A 14,920-nucleotide genomic window follows, 5' to 3' on the forward strand; every position below is an offset into this window, starting at 1 on the left:
TTGAACGCGTTGCTCGCTTTATTTGAAAAGGATATTTAAATGCTTCGCCAATGGTTACTCCAACTTCCTCGGCGGCAAAAAAGGCTGATACAGGTTGCAACGGATGTAGTGCTGGTCTGGGCTGCCCTGTGGCTGGCGTTCGTGGTGCGCCTGGGCATTGACGATGTGCTGGGCCTCGTTAAACAGCACTTTTGGCTATTTGTAGCAGCTCCAATAGTAGCCATCCCCTTTTTCATCCGTTTCGGCATGTACCGCGCGGTGATGCGGTATTTTGGCAACGATGCGCTGATCGCAATTATCAAGGCCGTTAGCCTTTCTTCGTTGGTTTTGGCCGTGGTGATGTACTGGTACAGCACGCCTGCGAATGTCGTCCCGCGCTCGATCATTTTCAATTACTGGTGGTTGAGCCTGGTCATGCTCGGTGGTTTGCGGCTTGCCATGCGTCAATACTTTTTGGGCGACTGGTTTACCGCCGTTCAGCATGTGCCCTTTACCAGTCGCGACGATGGCTTGCCGCGCGTTGCCATATACGGTGCCGGCGCCGCAGGTAATCAGTTGGTCGCAGCCTTGCGCATGGGGCGCGTCATGCGGCCTGTGGCGTTTATTGATGATGATGAAAATATTTCTGATCGCATCATCTCTGGCTTGCAGGTATTCAAGCCCGAACACATTCAGCAGATGATTGGTCGTACGGGCGCGCAGGAAGTACTGTTGGCGATTCCTTCCTCGTCCCGTGGCCGTCGTCGTGAAATCCTGGGTTTGCTTGAAGGTTATCCGCTCCACGTTCGCAGTGTTCCAGGCTTTATGGATTTGGCCAGTGGCCGGGTCAAGGTTGACGATATTCAGGAAGTGGATATTGCCGATTTGTTAGGCCGTGATCCGGTACCTGCGCAAGGTGAGTTGCTGGAGCACTGCATTAAAGGCCAGTGTGTGCTGGTGACGGGGGCAGGTGGGTCTATTGGTTCAGAACTGTGCCGTCAGATCCTGGCTCTGAGACCGACTACGTTACTGCTGTTCGAACATAGCGAATTTAATCTTTACAACATTCTTGGTGAGCTGGAGCAGCGAGTTAATCGCGAGTCGCTTTCGGTGAAGGTCTTGCCGATTTTGGGTTCGGTGCGTAATTCACACAAATTGCTGGATGTGATGAAGACCTGGCATGTCAACACGGTGTACCACGCGGCAGCCTATAAGCACGTCCCCATGGTTGAGCACAATGTTGCCGAAGGTGTGCTGAACAACGTTATAGGCACGCTCAATACCGCTCAGGCCGCGTTGCAGGCGGGTGTCGCAAACTTCGTTCTGATTTCCACCGACAAGGCTGTGCGGCCGACCAATGTAATGGGCAGCACTAAACGTCTGGCCGAGATGACGCTTCAAGCTCTCAGTCGCGAAGTAGCGCCAGTACTGTTTGATGATGCAGCCAATGTGTCGCGGGTTAATAAAACCCGATTCACCATGGTTCGTTTTGGCAATGTACTGGGTTCTTCCGGGTCTGTGATTCCGTTGTTTCACAAACAGATCAAGGCCGGTGGGCCGCTGACAGTGACTCATCCCAAGATCACCCGTTACTTCATGACTATTCCTGAGGCGGCTCAGCTAGTGATTCAGGCCGGGTCGATGGGGCAGGGCGGCGATGTGTTTGTTCTCGATATGGGGGAGCCTGTGCGCATTGTCGAGTTGGCAGAGAAGATGATCCACCTCTCCGGCTTGAGTGTTCGCTCCGAAAAAAACCTGCATGGTGATATTGAGATCGAATTTACGGGCTTGCGGCCCGGCGAAAAGCTTTACGAAGAGTTGCTGATTGGTGACAACGTAGTGGCTACGCAACACCCGATGATCATGTGTGCGAATGAAGACATGTTGTCTTGGGATGAACTTAAGCAGCGGTTGTCGCAACTGCTTGATGCCGTTGATAAGGACGATTACGTCCGGGTTCGCCAATTGCTACGCGAGACGGTCAGTGGCTATGCCCCCGAGGGCGAAATTGTGGACTGGATCTATCAACAACGTCGTGCTGAGCCATCTTGACTACACACGCTGCAATGTACTGATTTTTGACACTCGATACCCATCGCCTACGTTTGGAATACAGCTCAGGAAAGCTGTTTCCACTTAACGATGTATTGGAGTGTCACTTATGCGTATTGCCTTTCTTTCTTCGATTTTTTTGGCTTTGATGGCAGGTGTTTCCAGCGTGGCTCACGCTGCGCCCTCAACCACACCAGCTGCACCGGTGGTGGCTGCGCAGGTTGCGCCAGATGTGCCGGTGATGACAATCAACCTCAATACTGCAGATGAGGCGACGCTTCAGCGTGAACTCTCTGGAGTCGGTGCGGCTAAAGCCAAGGCGATTGTGGCGTACCGTGAAGCCAATGGTAGCTTCACTTCGGCCGATGAACTGCTTGAGGTCAAAGGCATAGGGAAAGTTATTTTTGAGAAAAATCGGAATAAGTTAGCGGTTAACTAAGCCGAGCAGTTGAGCGCAAAAAGCCAGTCATTGACTGGCTTTTTTGTTTTTTATCCAGCGGGAATATTCAAGCCTCTACTGCCGCTTGCTTTAAAACGTCACGCGTTGCGTTGAGTATTTTTTCTTTGAGTTCTGTGCTTTCTGCTGCACGCGCAAGAACCAGTGCCCCAACCAGGGTTGCGAATATCACAACACTTTGGTCGTCTGCGTCTGGCCCTTCTAGTGTGGCCTGGATCTGTTTGAGCCTGGCATCGATTACGTAGTCAGTGGTCGCGCTGGCTTGCCCTTGTTGCGCCATCTCGCTAGACATGGTCGGCAAGGGACAGCCTTCATGGGGAGAATTGAGGTGCCAGTCAGATAAGTAGGCGTCAATAAAGGCATGCAGCGGTTGTGGCTGACTGAACAGTTCTGCGCAGAGGCCGTCAACTTCGCCTGCGGCGTGTTGCAGTGCCTTTTCTACCAAGTCGTTCTTGGATGAGAAATGAGCGTAGAAACCACCGTGTGTCAGGCCCAGGGATTTCATCAGGGGCTGTAGGCCCGTTGCGCCAATGCCATCCCGTCTAAACAGCCCGGATGCTTCTTTAACGATGCGCTGATGGGTATTGGCTTTATGATCTTGTGAGTAGCGCATGGCAGGTGTCTCTATGTGTAATGGGCCATCATAACGGTGAGTTCCAAGGATATGCATGGGGTGATTTGTTCAAAAACGTGTAGGCATTTACCCTTGGGAACTCATCCTTTCGGAACGCTGGCCCCAACTGCTGAGCTGATTACCTGTCCTTGGATTCCTTGGCGTCCATTTCTGCGTTGCGCTCGGCTACGCGTTTACGTTGCTCGTCGGTCAGCTCAACCTTGTTAGCCGTGTCGCGCAGGGTCATCAGCCCACCCACGATGGCGCCAATAGCGACGATAAGAATTAACCAGGCATACCAGGGCATAGTGTTCTCCTGAACTTGGAAACTCACGGGGCAGGATTTGCGTAGTGGGTTGCCGTGAATCATATTGAGTGAGTCTGTTTCATTGCTTCCATTGTAGGACGGTTATCCCGTAGCGCGCGTTATTCCCTTGGGATTGACTAAAAACGTGAATTTACGATCATCGGGTGCCGGTGAGCGGCTGGTTCCGCTACAATGCGCGCCGATTTCGACCAGCCTGAGAACCCGCTAATGTCCGACTGCCAGACTCCTATTATCGTCGCCCTGGATTTCCCAACGCGTGACGCCGCACTGAAACTGGCTGATCAGTTGGACCCCAAGTTGTGCCGCGTGAAAGTGGGCAAAGAGCTGTTCACCAGCTGTGCTTCGGAAATTGTCGGCACTCTGCGTGACAAAGGCTTCGAGGTGTTCCTGGATCTCAAGTTCCACGATATTCCCAATACCACAGCAATGGCGGTTAAAGCTGCTGCTGAAATGGGCGTGTGGATGGTTAACGTTCACTGTTCGGGCGGTTTGCGCATGATGGCTGCCTGCCGCGAAGTGCTCGACAAGCGTAGTGGCCCGCAGCCGCTGCTGATTGGCGTCACTGTGTTGACCAGCATGGAGCGCGAAGACCTTGCCGCCATTGGCCTGGATATCGAGCCCCAGGAGCAGGTGTTGCGCCTGGCAGCCTTGGCGCAGAAGGCCGGGATGGATGGGTTAGTGTGTTCCGCTCTGGAGGCGCAAGCGCTGAAAGCGGCCCACCCGACTCTGAAATTGGTAACCCCGGGTATTCGTCCAGCCGGCAGCGCTCTGGATGACCAGCGCCGTATTTTGACTCCGCGCCAGGCGTTGGATGCGGGTTCTGATTATCTGGTGATCGGTCGTCCAATCAGCCAAGCGGCTGATCCGGCCAAAGCCCTGGCTGCTGTGGTCGCTGAGCTGGCTTAAAGCGATCTGTGGGAGCTGCTCTGTCAGCTCCCACAGAATGTTCAAGTGTTAGACCTTCAAAACCAGCTTGCCGTGGTTTTCCCCGTTAAACAGTTTCATCAAGCTTTCCGGGAAAGTTTCAAGCCCTTCGACAATATGCTCTTTGCTTTTGAGTTGGCCTTTGGCCAGCCATCCCGCCATTTCTTGACCTGCCGCTGCATAGCGATCGGCATAGTCCATCACTACAAAACCTTCCATACGTGCGCGATTGACCAGCAGTGACAAGTAGTTGGATGGGCCTTTCACGGCTTCCTTGTTGTTGTACTGGCTAATTGCACCGCAAATAATGACCCGGGCTTTAAAATTTAGACGGCTAAGTACTGCGTCGAGAATATCGCCGCCAACGTTGTCGAAAAACACATCCACGCCTTTAGGGCATTCACGTTTAAGCCCCGCGATTACATCCTCGCTTTTGTAGTCAATCGCGCCGTCAAAGCCCAGCTCTTCGGTGAGCAATGCGCACTTCTCTTTCCCGCCTGCAATACCGACAACACGACAACCTTTAAGCTTGGCAATTTGACCGGCAATGCTGCCCACCGCTCCGGCTGCACCCGAAATCACTACGGTATCACCGGCTTTCGGTGCGCCTACTTCCAGCAATGCGAAGTAGGCGGTCATGCCGGTCATGCCCAGCGCGGATAAATACACAGGCAAAGGCACCAGTTTCGGATCTACCTTGTAGAAACCGCGTGGTTCACCGACGAAGTAATCCTGTACACCCAGTGCACCGTTCACGTAATCACCGACAGCAAAGCCTGGGTGAGCAGACGCTATGACTTTGCCGACACCCAAGGCGCGCATCACCTCGCCAAGCGCCACTGGCGGGATGTAGGATTTGCCTTCATTCATCCAGCCACGCATAGCCGGGTCGAGGGACAGGTACTCGTTCTTGACCAGGATTTGGCCGTCTTCCGGTTGTACGACCGGGACTTGCTGAAAGGTAAAGGCGTCGCGGGTTGCTGCGCCGACTGGACGTTTAGCGAGCAGGAATTGGCGGTTTGTCTGGTCAGTCATTGCAGTAACTCTTTTCAAATGGATGACTGTTGATAGTCCTTCTTGCGTTTTAGAGCAAGTGAATGAGCCTTCACGAATAGGCTTTTATCATTTTTGGTGATGGTTGTAGGCAGTCTTTTATCACTGCGATAAATAAGCAGAATGCCGTGCCTGAACTGTTCCGGGCGCAGTTGCACTCACCTGAGGATTACAACAATGGGCATCACGTTTGCTGGGCAAGTGGCAGTGGTCACGGGTGCTGGTGCAGGGATCGGCCGGGCCACGGCTCTGGCGTTTGCTGGCGAGGGCTTGAAAGTGGTGGTGGCTGATCTGGATGTGACAAGCGGCGAAGGCACCGTTGAACAAATTGAAGCAGCAGGTGGATCCGCAGTTTTCGTACGCTGCGATGTCACTATTGAAACTCAGGTAAAACATCTGATGGAGATGACGATCAGCACCTACGGTCGTCTGGACTATGCCTTCAATAATGCTGGGATAGAAATCGAACAAGGTCGACTGGCTGACGGCACGCAAGACGAGTTTGACGCGATCATGGGGGTAAACGTCAAAGGCGTCTGGTTATGTATGAAGTATCAGTTGCCATTGATGCTGGCCCAGGGTGGCGGGGCGATCGTCAATACGGCGTCCGTAGCGGGGCTGGGCGCCGCGCCGAAGATGAGTATTTATTCGGCGTCCAAGCATGCGGTGATTGGACTGACTAAATCTGCTGCCATTGAATATGCCAAGAAGCATATTCGGGTGAATGCCGTATGCCCTGGGGTGATCGATACCGATATGTTTCGCCGAGCCTATGAGGCCGATCCGCGCAAGGCCGAGTTTGCCGCAGCGATGCACCCTGTGGGGCGTATCGGTAAGGTCGAAGAAGTAGCCAGCGCCGTCCTGTACCTGTGCTCGGACGGCGCCGCGTTTACCACCGGCCATGCGCTGGCTGTGGATGGAGGGGCGCTGGCGATTTGATCGGTTAGCGTGCTTTGAAATTCAAGATCATCAAGGTGAGCACGCCGGCCACAATTCCCCAAAAGGCCGAGCCAATCGAGAACAGGGTCATGCCCGATGCGGTGACCATAAAGGTGACCAAGGCTGCTTCACGCTCCTTGGCTTCGCTCATGGCAATGCTCAAGCCGTTCATGATCGAGCCGAACAGTGCCAGTGCCGCAATCGACAGCACCAGTTCTTTGGGCAAGGCTGCAAACAACGCGGCCAAGGTGGCGCCAAAAACCCCGGCAATACCATAGAAAATCCCGCACCACATAGCTGCGGTGTAGCGTTTCTTCGGATCTTCGTGAGCATGCGGGCCGGTGCAGATGGCGGCACTGATCGCGGCAAGGTTAATCCCGTGGGATCCGAAAGGGGCCAGCAGCAATGAGGCCACGCCGGTGGTGGTGATCAGTGGCGAAGCCGGGACGTTATAGCCATCGGCGCGCAGTACGGCGATTCCCGGCATGTTCTGCGAGGTCATGGCGACCACAAACAGAGGGATGCCGATGCTGATGGTCGCAGCCAGTGAGAATGAAGGCGTAGTCCACACCGGGACGGCCAGTTCAAGGGCGAAACCGCTGAAGTCCAATAACCCGAGCATGCCTGAAAGCAGAGTGCCAATCAGTAACGCCGCCAGTACGGCATAGCGTGGCAACAGGCGTTTGACGATCAGGTAGGTGAAAAACATCCCGAGGACCAAGCCGGTACGATGCTGCGCGGCGACGAAGATTTCGCTGCCGATCTTGAACAGGATGCCCGCCAGCAAGGCGGCAGCCAGTGACGAGGGGATGCGTTTGACCAGACGTTCAAAACTGCCGGTCACGCCGCAGATAATCACCAGTACCGCACAGGTGATATAGGCACCAATGGCCTCGCCGTAGCTGACACCGCCCAGGCTTGTAATCAGCAGCGCGGCGCCAGGTGTTGACCAGGCGATGGTAATCGGTGTGCGGTAACGTAAAGACAAGCCTATGCTGCAAACAGCCATGCCGATCGACAGCGCCCAAATCCACGAAGAAATCTGCCCGTTGGTAAGCCCTGCAGCCTGGCCCGCCTGAAACATCAGGACCAGGGAGCTGGTATAGCCGGTCATCATGGCGATAAAGCCTGCGACTACAGCTGAGGGAGAGGTGTCTGCCAGTGGGTGCAAGCGCGTCTGCGTGGCGTCGGTCATGGAATGGTCTTCCTTGGTTTTGATAAGAGTTCGAGCAAGGCGCAAGCCTAAACGGAAAGGTTACATTTCATTGCGATACAGACGGGCTCGTATATGACCGTACAGTCGTACTGGCACTCTGGCTTGTGTACAATGCGACCTGTTTTTTTGCTTTAATTACCAGTCAGCGACGCCCGTTTACGTATTTACGTAACGCCTTATTCGCCGCCGCTTCCCACACGAGTGCCCATGAACGAACAGTTGCAGCCTCTCAAGAAACAAACCCGCGCAGGCAAGGCCGGCCGCAGTGGGACCCAGGACGATATCGTCTACGCGCATATTTTTGAGGCGATCCTCGAACAGCGTCTGGCGCCGGGCACAAAGTTGAGTGAAGAGGCTCTGGGCGAAATTTTCGGTGTGAGTCGCACCATCATTCGTCGTGCATTGTCGCGCCTGGCCCACGAAGGGGTTGTGCTGTTGCGCCCCAATCGTGGTGCCGTGGTTGCGAGTCCGAGCGTAGAAGAAGCGCGCCAGGTATTCCTGGCCCGGCGATTGGTTGAAAAAGCCATTACCGAGTTGGCGGTGGTGCATGCCACGGCTGAAGACTTGCTGCAGTTGCGCAAGATGGTGCAGGACGAGCGCGACAGCTTTTCGCGCGGTGATCGTGGTGCCGGGATCCGGCTATCAGGCGAGTTCCACCTGAAGCTGGCTGAGGCGGCAAAAAATGCGCCGTTGATCAGTTTTCAGCGCAGTCTGGTGTCGCAAACTTCGTTGATCATTGCCCAGTACGAGAGCGGCAACCGTTCGCATTGCTCCTATGACGAACACATGCAGTTGATCGATGCCATTGAAGCGCGTGATGCGACCCAGGCGGTGCACTTGATGATGCATCACATGGATCACATCGACAGCAAGCTCAACCTCGACGAAGAAAGCGCCTCAGATGATTTGCACGCAGTGTTTTCGCACTTGCTGCAAACCAAAGGCAAAAGCACTCGGCCTTCAGCCAAGCTTTAACATTTGCGTGGTCATGTGGCTGCAAGGCGAGCCAAATCCCTGTAGCAGCTGAGGAGCAGCGCGAGGCTGCGTCCGGCTGCGCAGCAGTCGTAAAACCATTCAGCCTGGGTGTTTCAGATACAACACGCTTACCGGGTTTACGACGATTGCATCGTCGAACGCAGCCTCGTTCCTTCGGCAGCTGCTACGAGATTTTCTCAGCGCTGGTGCACCAGATTGCCCGCCGCATAGGTCTGCTGAACGGTTCGGTCATCGCCCAGAGTCATCAAGACAAACAACGTTTCGGCGATGTTTTTTGACTGTTTGAGGCGATAGCTCATCAGCGGTGTGGCGTTGTAATCAAGCACCAGGAAGTCTGCGTCGCTGCCCGGCTGCAGATTGCCGATTTTGTCTTCCAGACGCAGTGCCCGCGCGCCGCCCAATGTGGCCAGATACAACGACTTGAACGGATCAAGGCGTGCGCCTTGCAACTGCATGACCTTGTAGGCTTCGTTCAGGGTGTTAAGCAGCGAGAAGCTGGTCCCCGCGCCAACGTCCGTTCCCAGGCCGACATTGAGTTTGTGTTTCTCGGCCATCGGCAGGTTAAACAGGCCGCTACCCAGGAACAGGTTGGAAGTCGGGCAGAATGCTACTGCCGAGCCTGTCTCAGCCAGTCGCGCACATTCCTCGTCACACAGATGCACACCGTGGGCAAACACTGAGCGTTCGCCCAGTAACTGGTAGTGGTCGTACACATCCAGATAGCCTTTGCGCTCTGGGAACAGCGACTTGACCCACTCGATTTCCTGAAGGTTCTCGCTGATATGGGTATGCAGATACACATCCGGGTATTCGCCCAGCAACTTGCCCGCCAGAGTCAATTGTTCCGGGGTGCTGGTCGGTGCGAAGCGCGGGGTGACGGCGTAATGCAAGCGACCTTTGCCGTGCCAGCGTTCAATCAGCGCCTTGCTCTCGCTGTAGCCGGTTTCGGCGGTGTCTGTCAGATAATCGGGTGCGTTGCGGTCCATCATTACCTTGCCGGCGATCAGGCGCAGGTCCAGGCGCTGTGCGGCTTCGAACAAGGCATCAACCGATTGCGGGTGCACGCTGCCAAACACCAGGGCAGTGGTGGTGCCATTGCGTAGCAGTTCTTTCAGGAAAATATCGGCGACTTCGTCCGCATGGGCCTTGTCGGCGAACTGGTTTTCACACGGGAAGGTGTAGGTGTTGAGCCAGTCGAGCAGTTGCTCGCCGTAGGCACCAATCATCCCGGTTTGCGGAAAGTGGATGTGCGTATCGATAAACCCGGGGGTGATCAGCGCATTCTGGTACTCGGTGACTTCAATGTCGGTGGCCAGTGTTGCGAGCAGTTCGCTGGCAGGCCCCACGGCTTTGATCTGGCCGTTGTCGACGACCAGCAAGCCGTCTTCGAAATACTCATAGGAAGCCTCGATCCCGACTTCGGCGGGGTCGGCGATGCTGTGCAAAATGGCGGCGCGATAGGCTTTACAGGTCATGGCAATTCTCAATGTGTGGCATGGCTGCGTCGTGAAGACGGCAGCAATTGTTTAATGGTGTCAGATGAGGCGCTTTCGGCACCGGCGATGTGCTGGCCGAAGTGGGTGTTGTAAGTGGCGATAATTTCGCCTGCGATGGAAATCGCGATTTCGACAGGCAGTTTGCCTTTGACTTCGCTCAAGCCCATCGGGCAGCGCATGCGCTGTAAATGTGACGCACTGATACCCCGCTCACGCAGACGATGTTCGAACTTCACGCGTTTGGTTTTTGAGCCAATCAAGCCGAAGTAAGTGAAGTCGTTGCGTTTGAGCAGGGCAGCGCTGAGTTCAAGGTCCAGGGCGTGATTATGCGTCATGACGATGCAGTAGCAACCCACGGGCAGTGCATCTACCTCGTCGACGGGTTCATCGGTGACGATTTTTTGCACGCCTTGGGGCATGAGCGCGGGAAACTCCTGTTCCCGTGAGTCGATCCAGCGCACGCGACACGGCAGGCTGGCGAGCAGCGGCACCAGGGCCCGGGCCACATGCCCGGCGCCAAATACGGCGATTTGCGCCTGCACCTGGCCCATGGGTTCAAACAGCAACACGGCCACGCCGCCGCAGCACTGGCCCAGGCTGGCGCCGAGGCTGAAGCGTTGCAGATGAGTGTCGTGTTTGCCGCTGCTGAGCATCTGTCGGGCAATCTCCATCGCTTTGTATTCCAGGTGACCGCCGCCGATAGTGTCGAATATTTGGTCGGCGCAGATCACCATCTTTGAGCCAGCATTGCGTGGAGTTGAACCTTGCTCTTCGATGATGGTGACCAGCACGCAAGGTTGTCCTTGTTGCTGCAACTCGGCCAGGGCGCTGATCCAGTTATTCATGGCTGTGCCCCAGGTTTTTTGTAACCGCGGCCAGGCCTTCAAATAACGGGTTGCTGCGCAATTCATCGCAGTCTGTGGCAACGGCTACAGAGAGTTTGCGCATTTGCTCACAGCCCCACAGCACTCGTTCCGGAGTGGCCGGTGCGTCGATGGCAGGTTGCACGCGGTAGTCGGCCAAACTCGCCACAGCGTCCTTGATCGCGCACCAGGCGGCAATGCCGAGCATAAACGGTGGCTCGCCGACTGCCTTGGAGTGGAACACGGTGTCTTCGGGGTTTTTGCGGTTTTCCACCAAGGTCACGCGCAGATCCAGTGGCATGTCAGCCACCGCCGGAATTTTGTAGCTGGCCGGGCCGTTGGTCATCAGCTTGCCTTTGGCATTCCACACCAGTTCTTCCATGGTCAGCCACCCGGCACCTTGGATATAACCGCCCTCGACCTGTCCGATATCAATGGCCGGGTTCAATGAGGCGCCGACGTCATGGAGGATGTCTGTGCGCAGCATCTTGTATTCACCGGTCAAGGTGTCGACGATGACCTCGGCGCAAGCAGCGCCAAAGGCAAAGTAGTAGAACGGCCGTCCGCGTGCCTGAGTGCGGTCATAAAAGATTTTCGGGGTTTTGTAGTAACCGGTACTCGACAGTGAAACCTGGCCGAAATACGCCTGCTGGATCAGGCTTTCAAAACTGATGATCTGTTCGCCCACCCGCACTTGGCCGTTATGGAAAACCACGCTCTGTGGTTCGACCTGATACTTGTCGGCAGCGAACTCCACAAGTCGTTGCTTGATGGTTTCAGCCGCGTTTTGTGCAGCCTTGCCATTCAGATCCGCTCCGCTGGAGGCCGCGGTAGGTGAGGTGTTGGGCACCTTGTCGGTGTTGGTGGCAGTGATCTGTACCCGGCTGATTTCAACCTGAAACACTTCGGCCACCACTTGCGCGACCTTGATGTTCAAGCCCTGGCCCATCTCGGTGCCGCCGTGGTTAAGGTGGATGCTGCCATCGGTGTAGATGTGAATCAGTGCTCCGGCCTGATTGAGGAAGCTGGCGGTAAAGGAAATACCGAATTTGACCGGGGTCAGCGCCAGGCCTTTCTTCAGGATCGGGCTCGTGGAGTTGAATACCTTGATCGCTTCGCGGCGCTCGGCGTACTGGCTGCTGAGTTCCAGGTCGGCAGTCATTTCTTCCAGTAGGTTGTGCTCCACGGTCTGGTAATAGTGGGTCACGTTGCGTTCGGTTTTGCCGTAGTAGTTGGCCTTGCGCACAGCCAGCGGGTCGAGGCCCAAGTGGCGGGCGATATGGTCCATGACTTCTTCGATGGCGACCATGCCTTGCGGGCCGCCGAAACCGCGATAGGCGGTATTCGACGCGGTGTTGGTTTTGCAGCGATAGCCATTGATCGTTGCATCGCCCAGGTAATAGGCGTTGTCGGCATGGAACATGGCTCGGTCGACGATGGAGTTGGACAAGTCCGGCGAGCAGCCGCAGTTGCCCGCCAGGTCCAACTGGATGCCCTGCAGTCGGCCACTGGCATCGAAGCCGACGTCGTACTCGATGTAAAACGGGTGGCGCTTGCCGGTCATCAACATGTCTTCGACCCGTGGCAGGCGCATCTTGGTCGGTTGCCCGGTCAGGCGCGCCACCACTGCACACATGCACGCGGGGCTTGCGGCCTGGGTCTCCTTGCCGCCAAAGCCACCCCCCATGCGACGCATATCGACGACGATTTTGTTCATCGACACATCGAGCACTTCAGCCACCAGTTTCTGCACTTCGGTGGGGTTCTGCGTGGAGCAGTAAACGATCATCCCGCCATCTTCGGTGGGCATTACCGATGAAATCTGGGTTTCCAGATAGAAGTGCTCTTGGCCGCCGATATGCAGGCTACCTTGCAGGCGATGCTCGGCGCCGGCCAGCGCGCCGGTCGAGTCGCCGCGTTGATGGGTATGGGTGTCGAGCACAAAGTGTTTTTGGCGCAGTGCCTGAACCACGTCCAGCACCGGCTCCAGATCTTCGTATTCGATAATAGCGGCCATCGCCGCCTTGCGCGCGGTGTCCAGGTCACGGGCGGCAACGGCCAGCACCGGTTGGCCGACAAACTCGACCTTGTCGATGGCCAGCAGCGGGTCGCCGGGCAGCAATGGGCCGATATCCTTGAGGCCAGGAATGTCTTTGTGGGTGATGACCAGACGCACGCCCTCAAAGGCGTAGCAGGGCGCGGTGTCGACCCGGATGATTTTGGCATGGGCGCGGTCGGACAGGCGTGCATAAAGATGCAGCTGGTTGGGGAATTCCAGTCGGTCATCGATGTACTGCGCTTCGCCCGAGACGTGCTTTTCGGCACTGTCATGCTTGACGCTGCGACCCACTCCGGTCTTCAGGTCTTGCTGGAAGAGGGCGGTCAGCTCGGCCTGGGTCGGCTCAATCTTGTGATGGTTAGACATAAGCAGTTACCCGCGTCTCAAGGTGTGGCGTTTGCAGTTCAATGAAATATTTGCGCAGCAGGTTTTGCGCACTCAGCAGGCGGTATTCCTTGCTGGCACGAAAATCCGAGAGCGGTGTGAAGTCTGCCGCCAATGCCGCACAGGCACGCTCAATGCTGGCGCTGTTCCAGTCGGAGCCGAGCAGGGCGGTTTCGCACGCCTTGGCGCGTTTGGAGGTAGCTGCCATGCCGCCGAATGCCACGCGTGCCTCGGTCACTACGGCGTTGTCAATGCGCAGATTGAACGCCGCACACACGGCGCTGATGTCGTCATCCAGGCGCTTGGAGATTTTATAGGCGCGAAATAAATGCTTGGCGTCCGCTCGGGGGATGAGGATCTTTTCGATAAATTCGCCTTCCTGGCGAGCCGTCACCCGGTAATCGATGAAGTAGTCCTCAATCGCCAACGTACGGCGGGTTTCGCCCTTACGCAGGACCAGCTGTGCACCGAGGGCAATCAGCAGCGGCGGCGAGTCACCGATTGGCGATGCATTGCCAATATTGCCGCCCAGGGTTCCCTGATTGCGGATTTGCAGCGAGGCGAAGCGTTGCAGCAATTCGCCGAAGTCCGGGTACTCAGCCTTGAGTGTGCCGTAGGCGTCTGTCAGTGAAACCGCTGCGCCTATTTCAAGTCGATCATCGAAGTGTTCTATACGCTTCATTTCGGCCACGTTGCCGACGTAGATCATGACCGGCAATGGGCGGTGAAATTGGGTGACTTCCAGCGCCAGGTCGGTGCCGCCAGCCAGCAGGCGGGCCTGGGGATGGGACTCATATATTTCGGCCAGATCGCTGATGGTCAAGGGCAGCAAGCAACGCTTGTCGCCGCTGTTGAGTTCACCGGTCTGCGTTGGAGCGATAGCTTTGAGCAGGGCGATGGTCTCACCCTGGAGCGCATCAAACTGATCTTGCCGGGGGGCGCCGCAAGCTTGTTCGGCGGCGGCCAGAATCGGTCGGTAACCGGTGCAACGACACAGGTTGCCCGCCAGCGCTTCATGGGCCTGATGGCCGTTATGCGACCCTGTGCTGTTTTTTTGCAAGGCAAACAGCGACATCACAAAACCCGGGGTGCAGAAGCCGCACTGTGAGCCGTGGCAATCGACCATTGCGCGCTGCACGCTGTGCAATTGGCCCTGGTGCTTCAAGTCTTCGATACTGATCAGCTGTTTGCCGTGCAGCGCAGAAACAAAGGTCAGGCACGAGTTGATGCTGCGATAGCGCAGGCGTTCAACGCCTTGATCGTCCGTGTGCAGTTCACCGACCACCACCGTGCAGGCGCCACAGTCGCCACTGGCGCAACCTTCTTTGGTGCCGGGTTTGTGCAGGTGTTCGCGCAAATAATTGAGCACAGTCAAATTCGGGTCCAGCGTGTGCTCGCTGCGTAGCGTCTGATTGAGTAGAAACTGGATCACGGAAGGCCTCGCATAATCATTATTGTTGTAACGCGGGATGTACTGAATTTAGCTAAAGCTGACCTTGGGGTCAAGAAATAGAGATCAGCCATCCCTGTGATTGATCTTCGAGGGATTTATTTGCTTATT

General features: G+C 56.0%; 13 protein-coding genes. 5 read left to right on the forward strand and 8 right to left on the reverse strand.

Features of this window, described 5'->3' with window-relative positions:
* The first annotated feature begins 39 nt into the window (after positions 1 to 39).
* Together N7D90_RS08175 and N7D90_RS08180 are read left to right on the forward strand one after the other, a co-directional pair.
* Positions 40 to 2,031 carry a polysaccharide biosynthesis protein gene (locus N7D90_RS08175; RefSeq protein WP_261741685.1) on the forward strand — a complete coding sequence of 664 codons (1,992 nt, stop codon included), beginning with the start codon at positions 40 to 42 and terminating at the stop codon, positions 2,029 to 2,031.
* Positions 2,032 to 2,140: 109 nt separating this feature from the next.
* On the forward strand, positions 2,141 to 2,470 hold the full coding sequence (locus N7D90_RS08180) for a ComEA family DNA-binding protein (RefSeq protein WP_261741686.1): 330 nt from the start codon (positions 2,141 to 2,143) through the stop codon (positions 2,468 to 2,470).
* Positions 2,471 to 2,537: 67 nt separating this feature from the next.
* Here the strand turns inward: N7D90_RS08180 and N7D90_RS08185 are convergent, their stop codons facing one another.
* Both N7D90_RS08185 and N7D90_RS08190 read right to left on the reverse strand, forming a co-directional pair.
* On the reverse strand, positions 2,538 to 3,101 hold the full coding sequence (locus tag N7D90_RS08185; protein WP_261741687.1) for a TetR/AcrR family transcriptional regulator: 564 nt from the start codon (positions 3,099 to 3,101) through the stop codon (positions 2,538 to 2,540).
* 139 nt (positions 3,102 to 3,240) lie between these two features.
* Positions 3,241 to 3,408: a DUF2897 family protein gene (locus tag N7D90_RS08190; RefSeq protein WP_019826736.1), complete on the reverse strand. Its 168-nt coding sequence runs from the start codon at positions 3,406 to 3,408 to the stop codon at positions 3,241 to 3,243.
* A gap of 228 nt (positions 3,409 to 3,636) precedes the next feature.
* On the opposite strand from N7D90_RS08190, the gene pyrF reads away from it, so the two are divergent.
* Positions 3,637 to 4,335 carry an orotidine-5'-phosphate decarboxylase gene (gene pyrF, locus N7D90_RS08195; protein ID WP_261742401.1) on the forward strand — a complete coding sequence of 233 codons (699 nt, stop codon included), beginning with the start codon at positions 3,637 to 3,639 and terminating at the stop codon, positions 4,333 to 4,335.
* 48 nt (positions 4,336 to 4,383) lie between these two features.
* On the opposite strand, the gene N7D90_RS08200 is transcribed toward pyrF, so the two are convergent.
* On the reverse strand, positions 4,384 to 5,388 hold the full coding sequence (locus N7D90_RS08200; protein ID WP_261741688.1) for an NADP-dependent oxidoreductase: 1,005 nt from the start codon (positions 5,386 to 5,388) through the stop codon (positions 4,384 to 4,386).
* A 195-nt stretch (positions 5,389 to 5,583) separates the two neighbouring features.
* On the opposite strand from N7D90_RS08200, the gene N7D90_RS08205 reads away from it, so the two are divergent.
* Positions 5,584 to 6,345: an SDR family oxidoreductase gene (locus N7D90_RS08205; protein WP_261741689.1), complete on the forward strand. Its 762-nt coding sequence runs from the start codon at positions 5,584 to 5,586 to the stop codon at positions 6,343 to 6,345.
* Between the two features lie 4 nt (positions 6,346 to 6,349).
* Here the strand turns inward: N7D90_RS08205 and N7D90_RS08210 are convergent, their stop codons facing one another.
* Positions 6,350 to 7,540 carry a benzoate/H(+) symporter BenE family transporter gene (locus N7D90_RS08210; RefSeq protein ID WP_261741690.1) on the reverse strand — a complete coding sequence of 397 codons (1,191 nt, stop codon included), beginning with the start codon at positions 7,538 to 7,540 and terminating at the stop codon, positions 6,350 to 6,352.
* A gap of 228 nt (positions 7,541 to 7,768) precedes the next feature.
* On the opposite strand from N7D90_RS08210, the gene N7D90_RS08215 reads away from it, so the two are divergent.
* The gene (locus N7D90_RS08215; protein WP_261741691.1) at positions 7,769 to 8,536 is read left to right on the forward strand and encodes a GntR family transcriptional regulator; all 768 of its coding nucleotides are present in this window, start codon (positions 7,769 to 7,771) and stop codon (positions 8,534 to 8,536) included.
* A gap of 197 nt (positions 8,537 to 8,733) precedes the next feature.
* On the opposite strand, the gene guaD is transcribed toward N7D90_RS08215, so the two are convergent.
* From guaD to xdhA, 4 genes are read right to left on the reverse strand one after another with little or no spacing between them, the layout of a single operon-like run.
* Entirely contained in the window at positions 8,734 to 10,032 is a 1,299-nt protein-coding gene (gene guaD / locus N7D90_RS08220) for a guanine deaminase (protein ID WP_261741692.1), read from the reverse strand.
* 8 nt (positions 10,033 to 10,040) lie between these two features.
* Entirely contained in the window at positions 10,041 to 10,898 is an 858-nt protein-coding gene (gene xdhC / locus N7D90_RS08225) for a xanthine dehydrogenase accessory protein XdhC (RefSeq protein ID WP_261741693.1), read from the reverse strand.
* A complete protein-coding gene (xdhB, locus tag N7D90_RS08230) occupies positions 10,891 to 13,341 on the reverse strand; it encodes a xanthine dehydrogenase molybdopterin binding subunit (protein ID WP_261741694.1) in 2,451 nt (816 codons plus the stop codon). Before xdhB ends, xdhC begins: the two co-directional genes overlap by 8 nt.
* Positions 13,334 to 14,791 (reverse strand): xanthine dehydrogenase small subunit, encoded by a 1,458-nt coding sequence (xdhA, locus tag N7D90_RS08235; protein ID WP_261741695.1) that lies wholly within the window; start codon positions 14,789 to 14,791, stop codon positions 13,334 to 13,336. Before xdhA ends, xdhB begins: the two co-directional genes overlap by 8 nt.
* Between the last annotated feature and the right edge of the window lie 129 nt (positions 14,792 to 14,920).

The sequence above is a fragment of the Pseudomonas fragi genome (genome assembly GCF_025426255.1).
Classification (GTDB): Bacteria; Pseudomonadota; Gammaproteobacteria; order Pseudomonadales; family Pseudomonadaceae; genus Aquipseudomonas; species Aquipseudomonas kulmbachensis.

What these genes read in the sequence shown, in the direction of transcription:
- N7D90_RS08175 (WP_261741685.1), top strand. Translation starts at nt 40, where the DNA reads ATGCTTCGCCAATGGTTACTCCAACTTCCTCGGCGGCAAAAAAGGCTG.
- N7D90_RS08180 (WP_261741686.1), top strand. Translation starts at nt 2,141, where the DNA reads ATGCGTATTGCCTTTCTTTCTTCGATTTTTTTGGCTTTGATGGCAGGT.
- N7D90_RS08185 (WP_261741687.1), bottom strand. Translation starts at nt 3,101, where the DNA reads ATGCGCTACTCACAAGATCATAAAGCCAATACCCATCAGCGCATCGTT.
- N7D90_RS08190 (WP_019826736.1), bottom strand. Translation starts at nt 3,408, where the DNA reads ATGCCCTGGTATGCCTGGTTAATTCTTATCGTCGCTATTGGCGCCATC.
- pyrF (WP_261742401.1), top strand. Translation starts at nt 3,637, where the DNA reads ATGTCCGACTGCCAGACTCCTATTATCGTCGCCCTGGATTTCCCAACG.
- N7D90_RS08200 (WP_261741688.1), bottom strand. Translation starts at nt 5,388, where the DNA reads ATGACTGACCAGACAAACCGCCAATTCCTGCTCGCTAAACGTCCAGTC.
- N7D90_RS08205 (WP_261741689.1), top strand. Translation starts at nt 5,584, where the DNA reads ATGGGCATCACGTTTGCTGGGCAAGTGGCAGTGGTCACGGGTGCTGGT.
- N7D90_RS08210 (WP_261741690.1), bottom strand. Translation starts at nt 7,540, where the DNA reads ATGACCGACGCCACGCAGACGCGCTTGCACCCACTGGCAGACACCTCT.
- N7D90_RS08215 (WP_261741691.1), top strand. Translation starts at nt 7,769, where the DNA reads ATGAACGAACAGTTGCAGCCTCTCAAGAAACAAACCCGCGCAGGCAAG.
- guaD (WP_261741692.1), bottom strand. Translation starts at nt 10,032, where the DNA reads ATGACCTGTAAAGCCTATCGCGCCGCCATTTTGCACAGCATCGCCGAC.
- xdhC (WP_261741693.1), bottom strand. Translation starts at nt 10,898, where the DNA reads ATGAATAACTGGATCAGCGCCCTGGCCGAGTTGCAGCAACAAGGACAA.
- xdhB (WP_261741694.1), bottom strand. Translation starts at nt 13,341, where the DNA reads ATGTCTAACCATCACAAGATTGAGCCGACCCAGGCCGAGCTGACCGCC.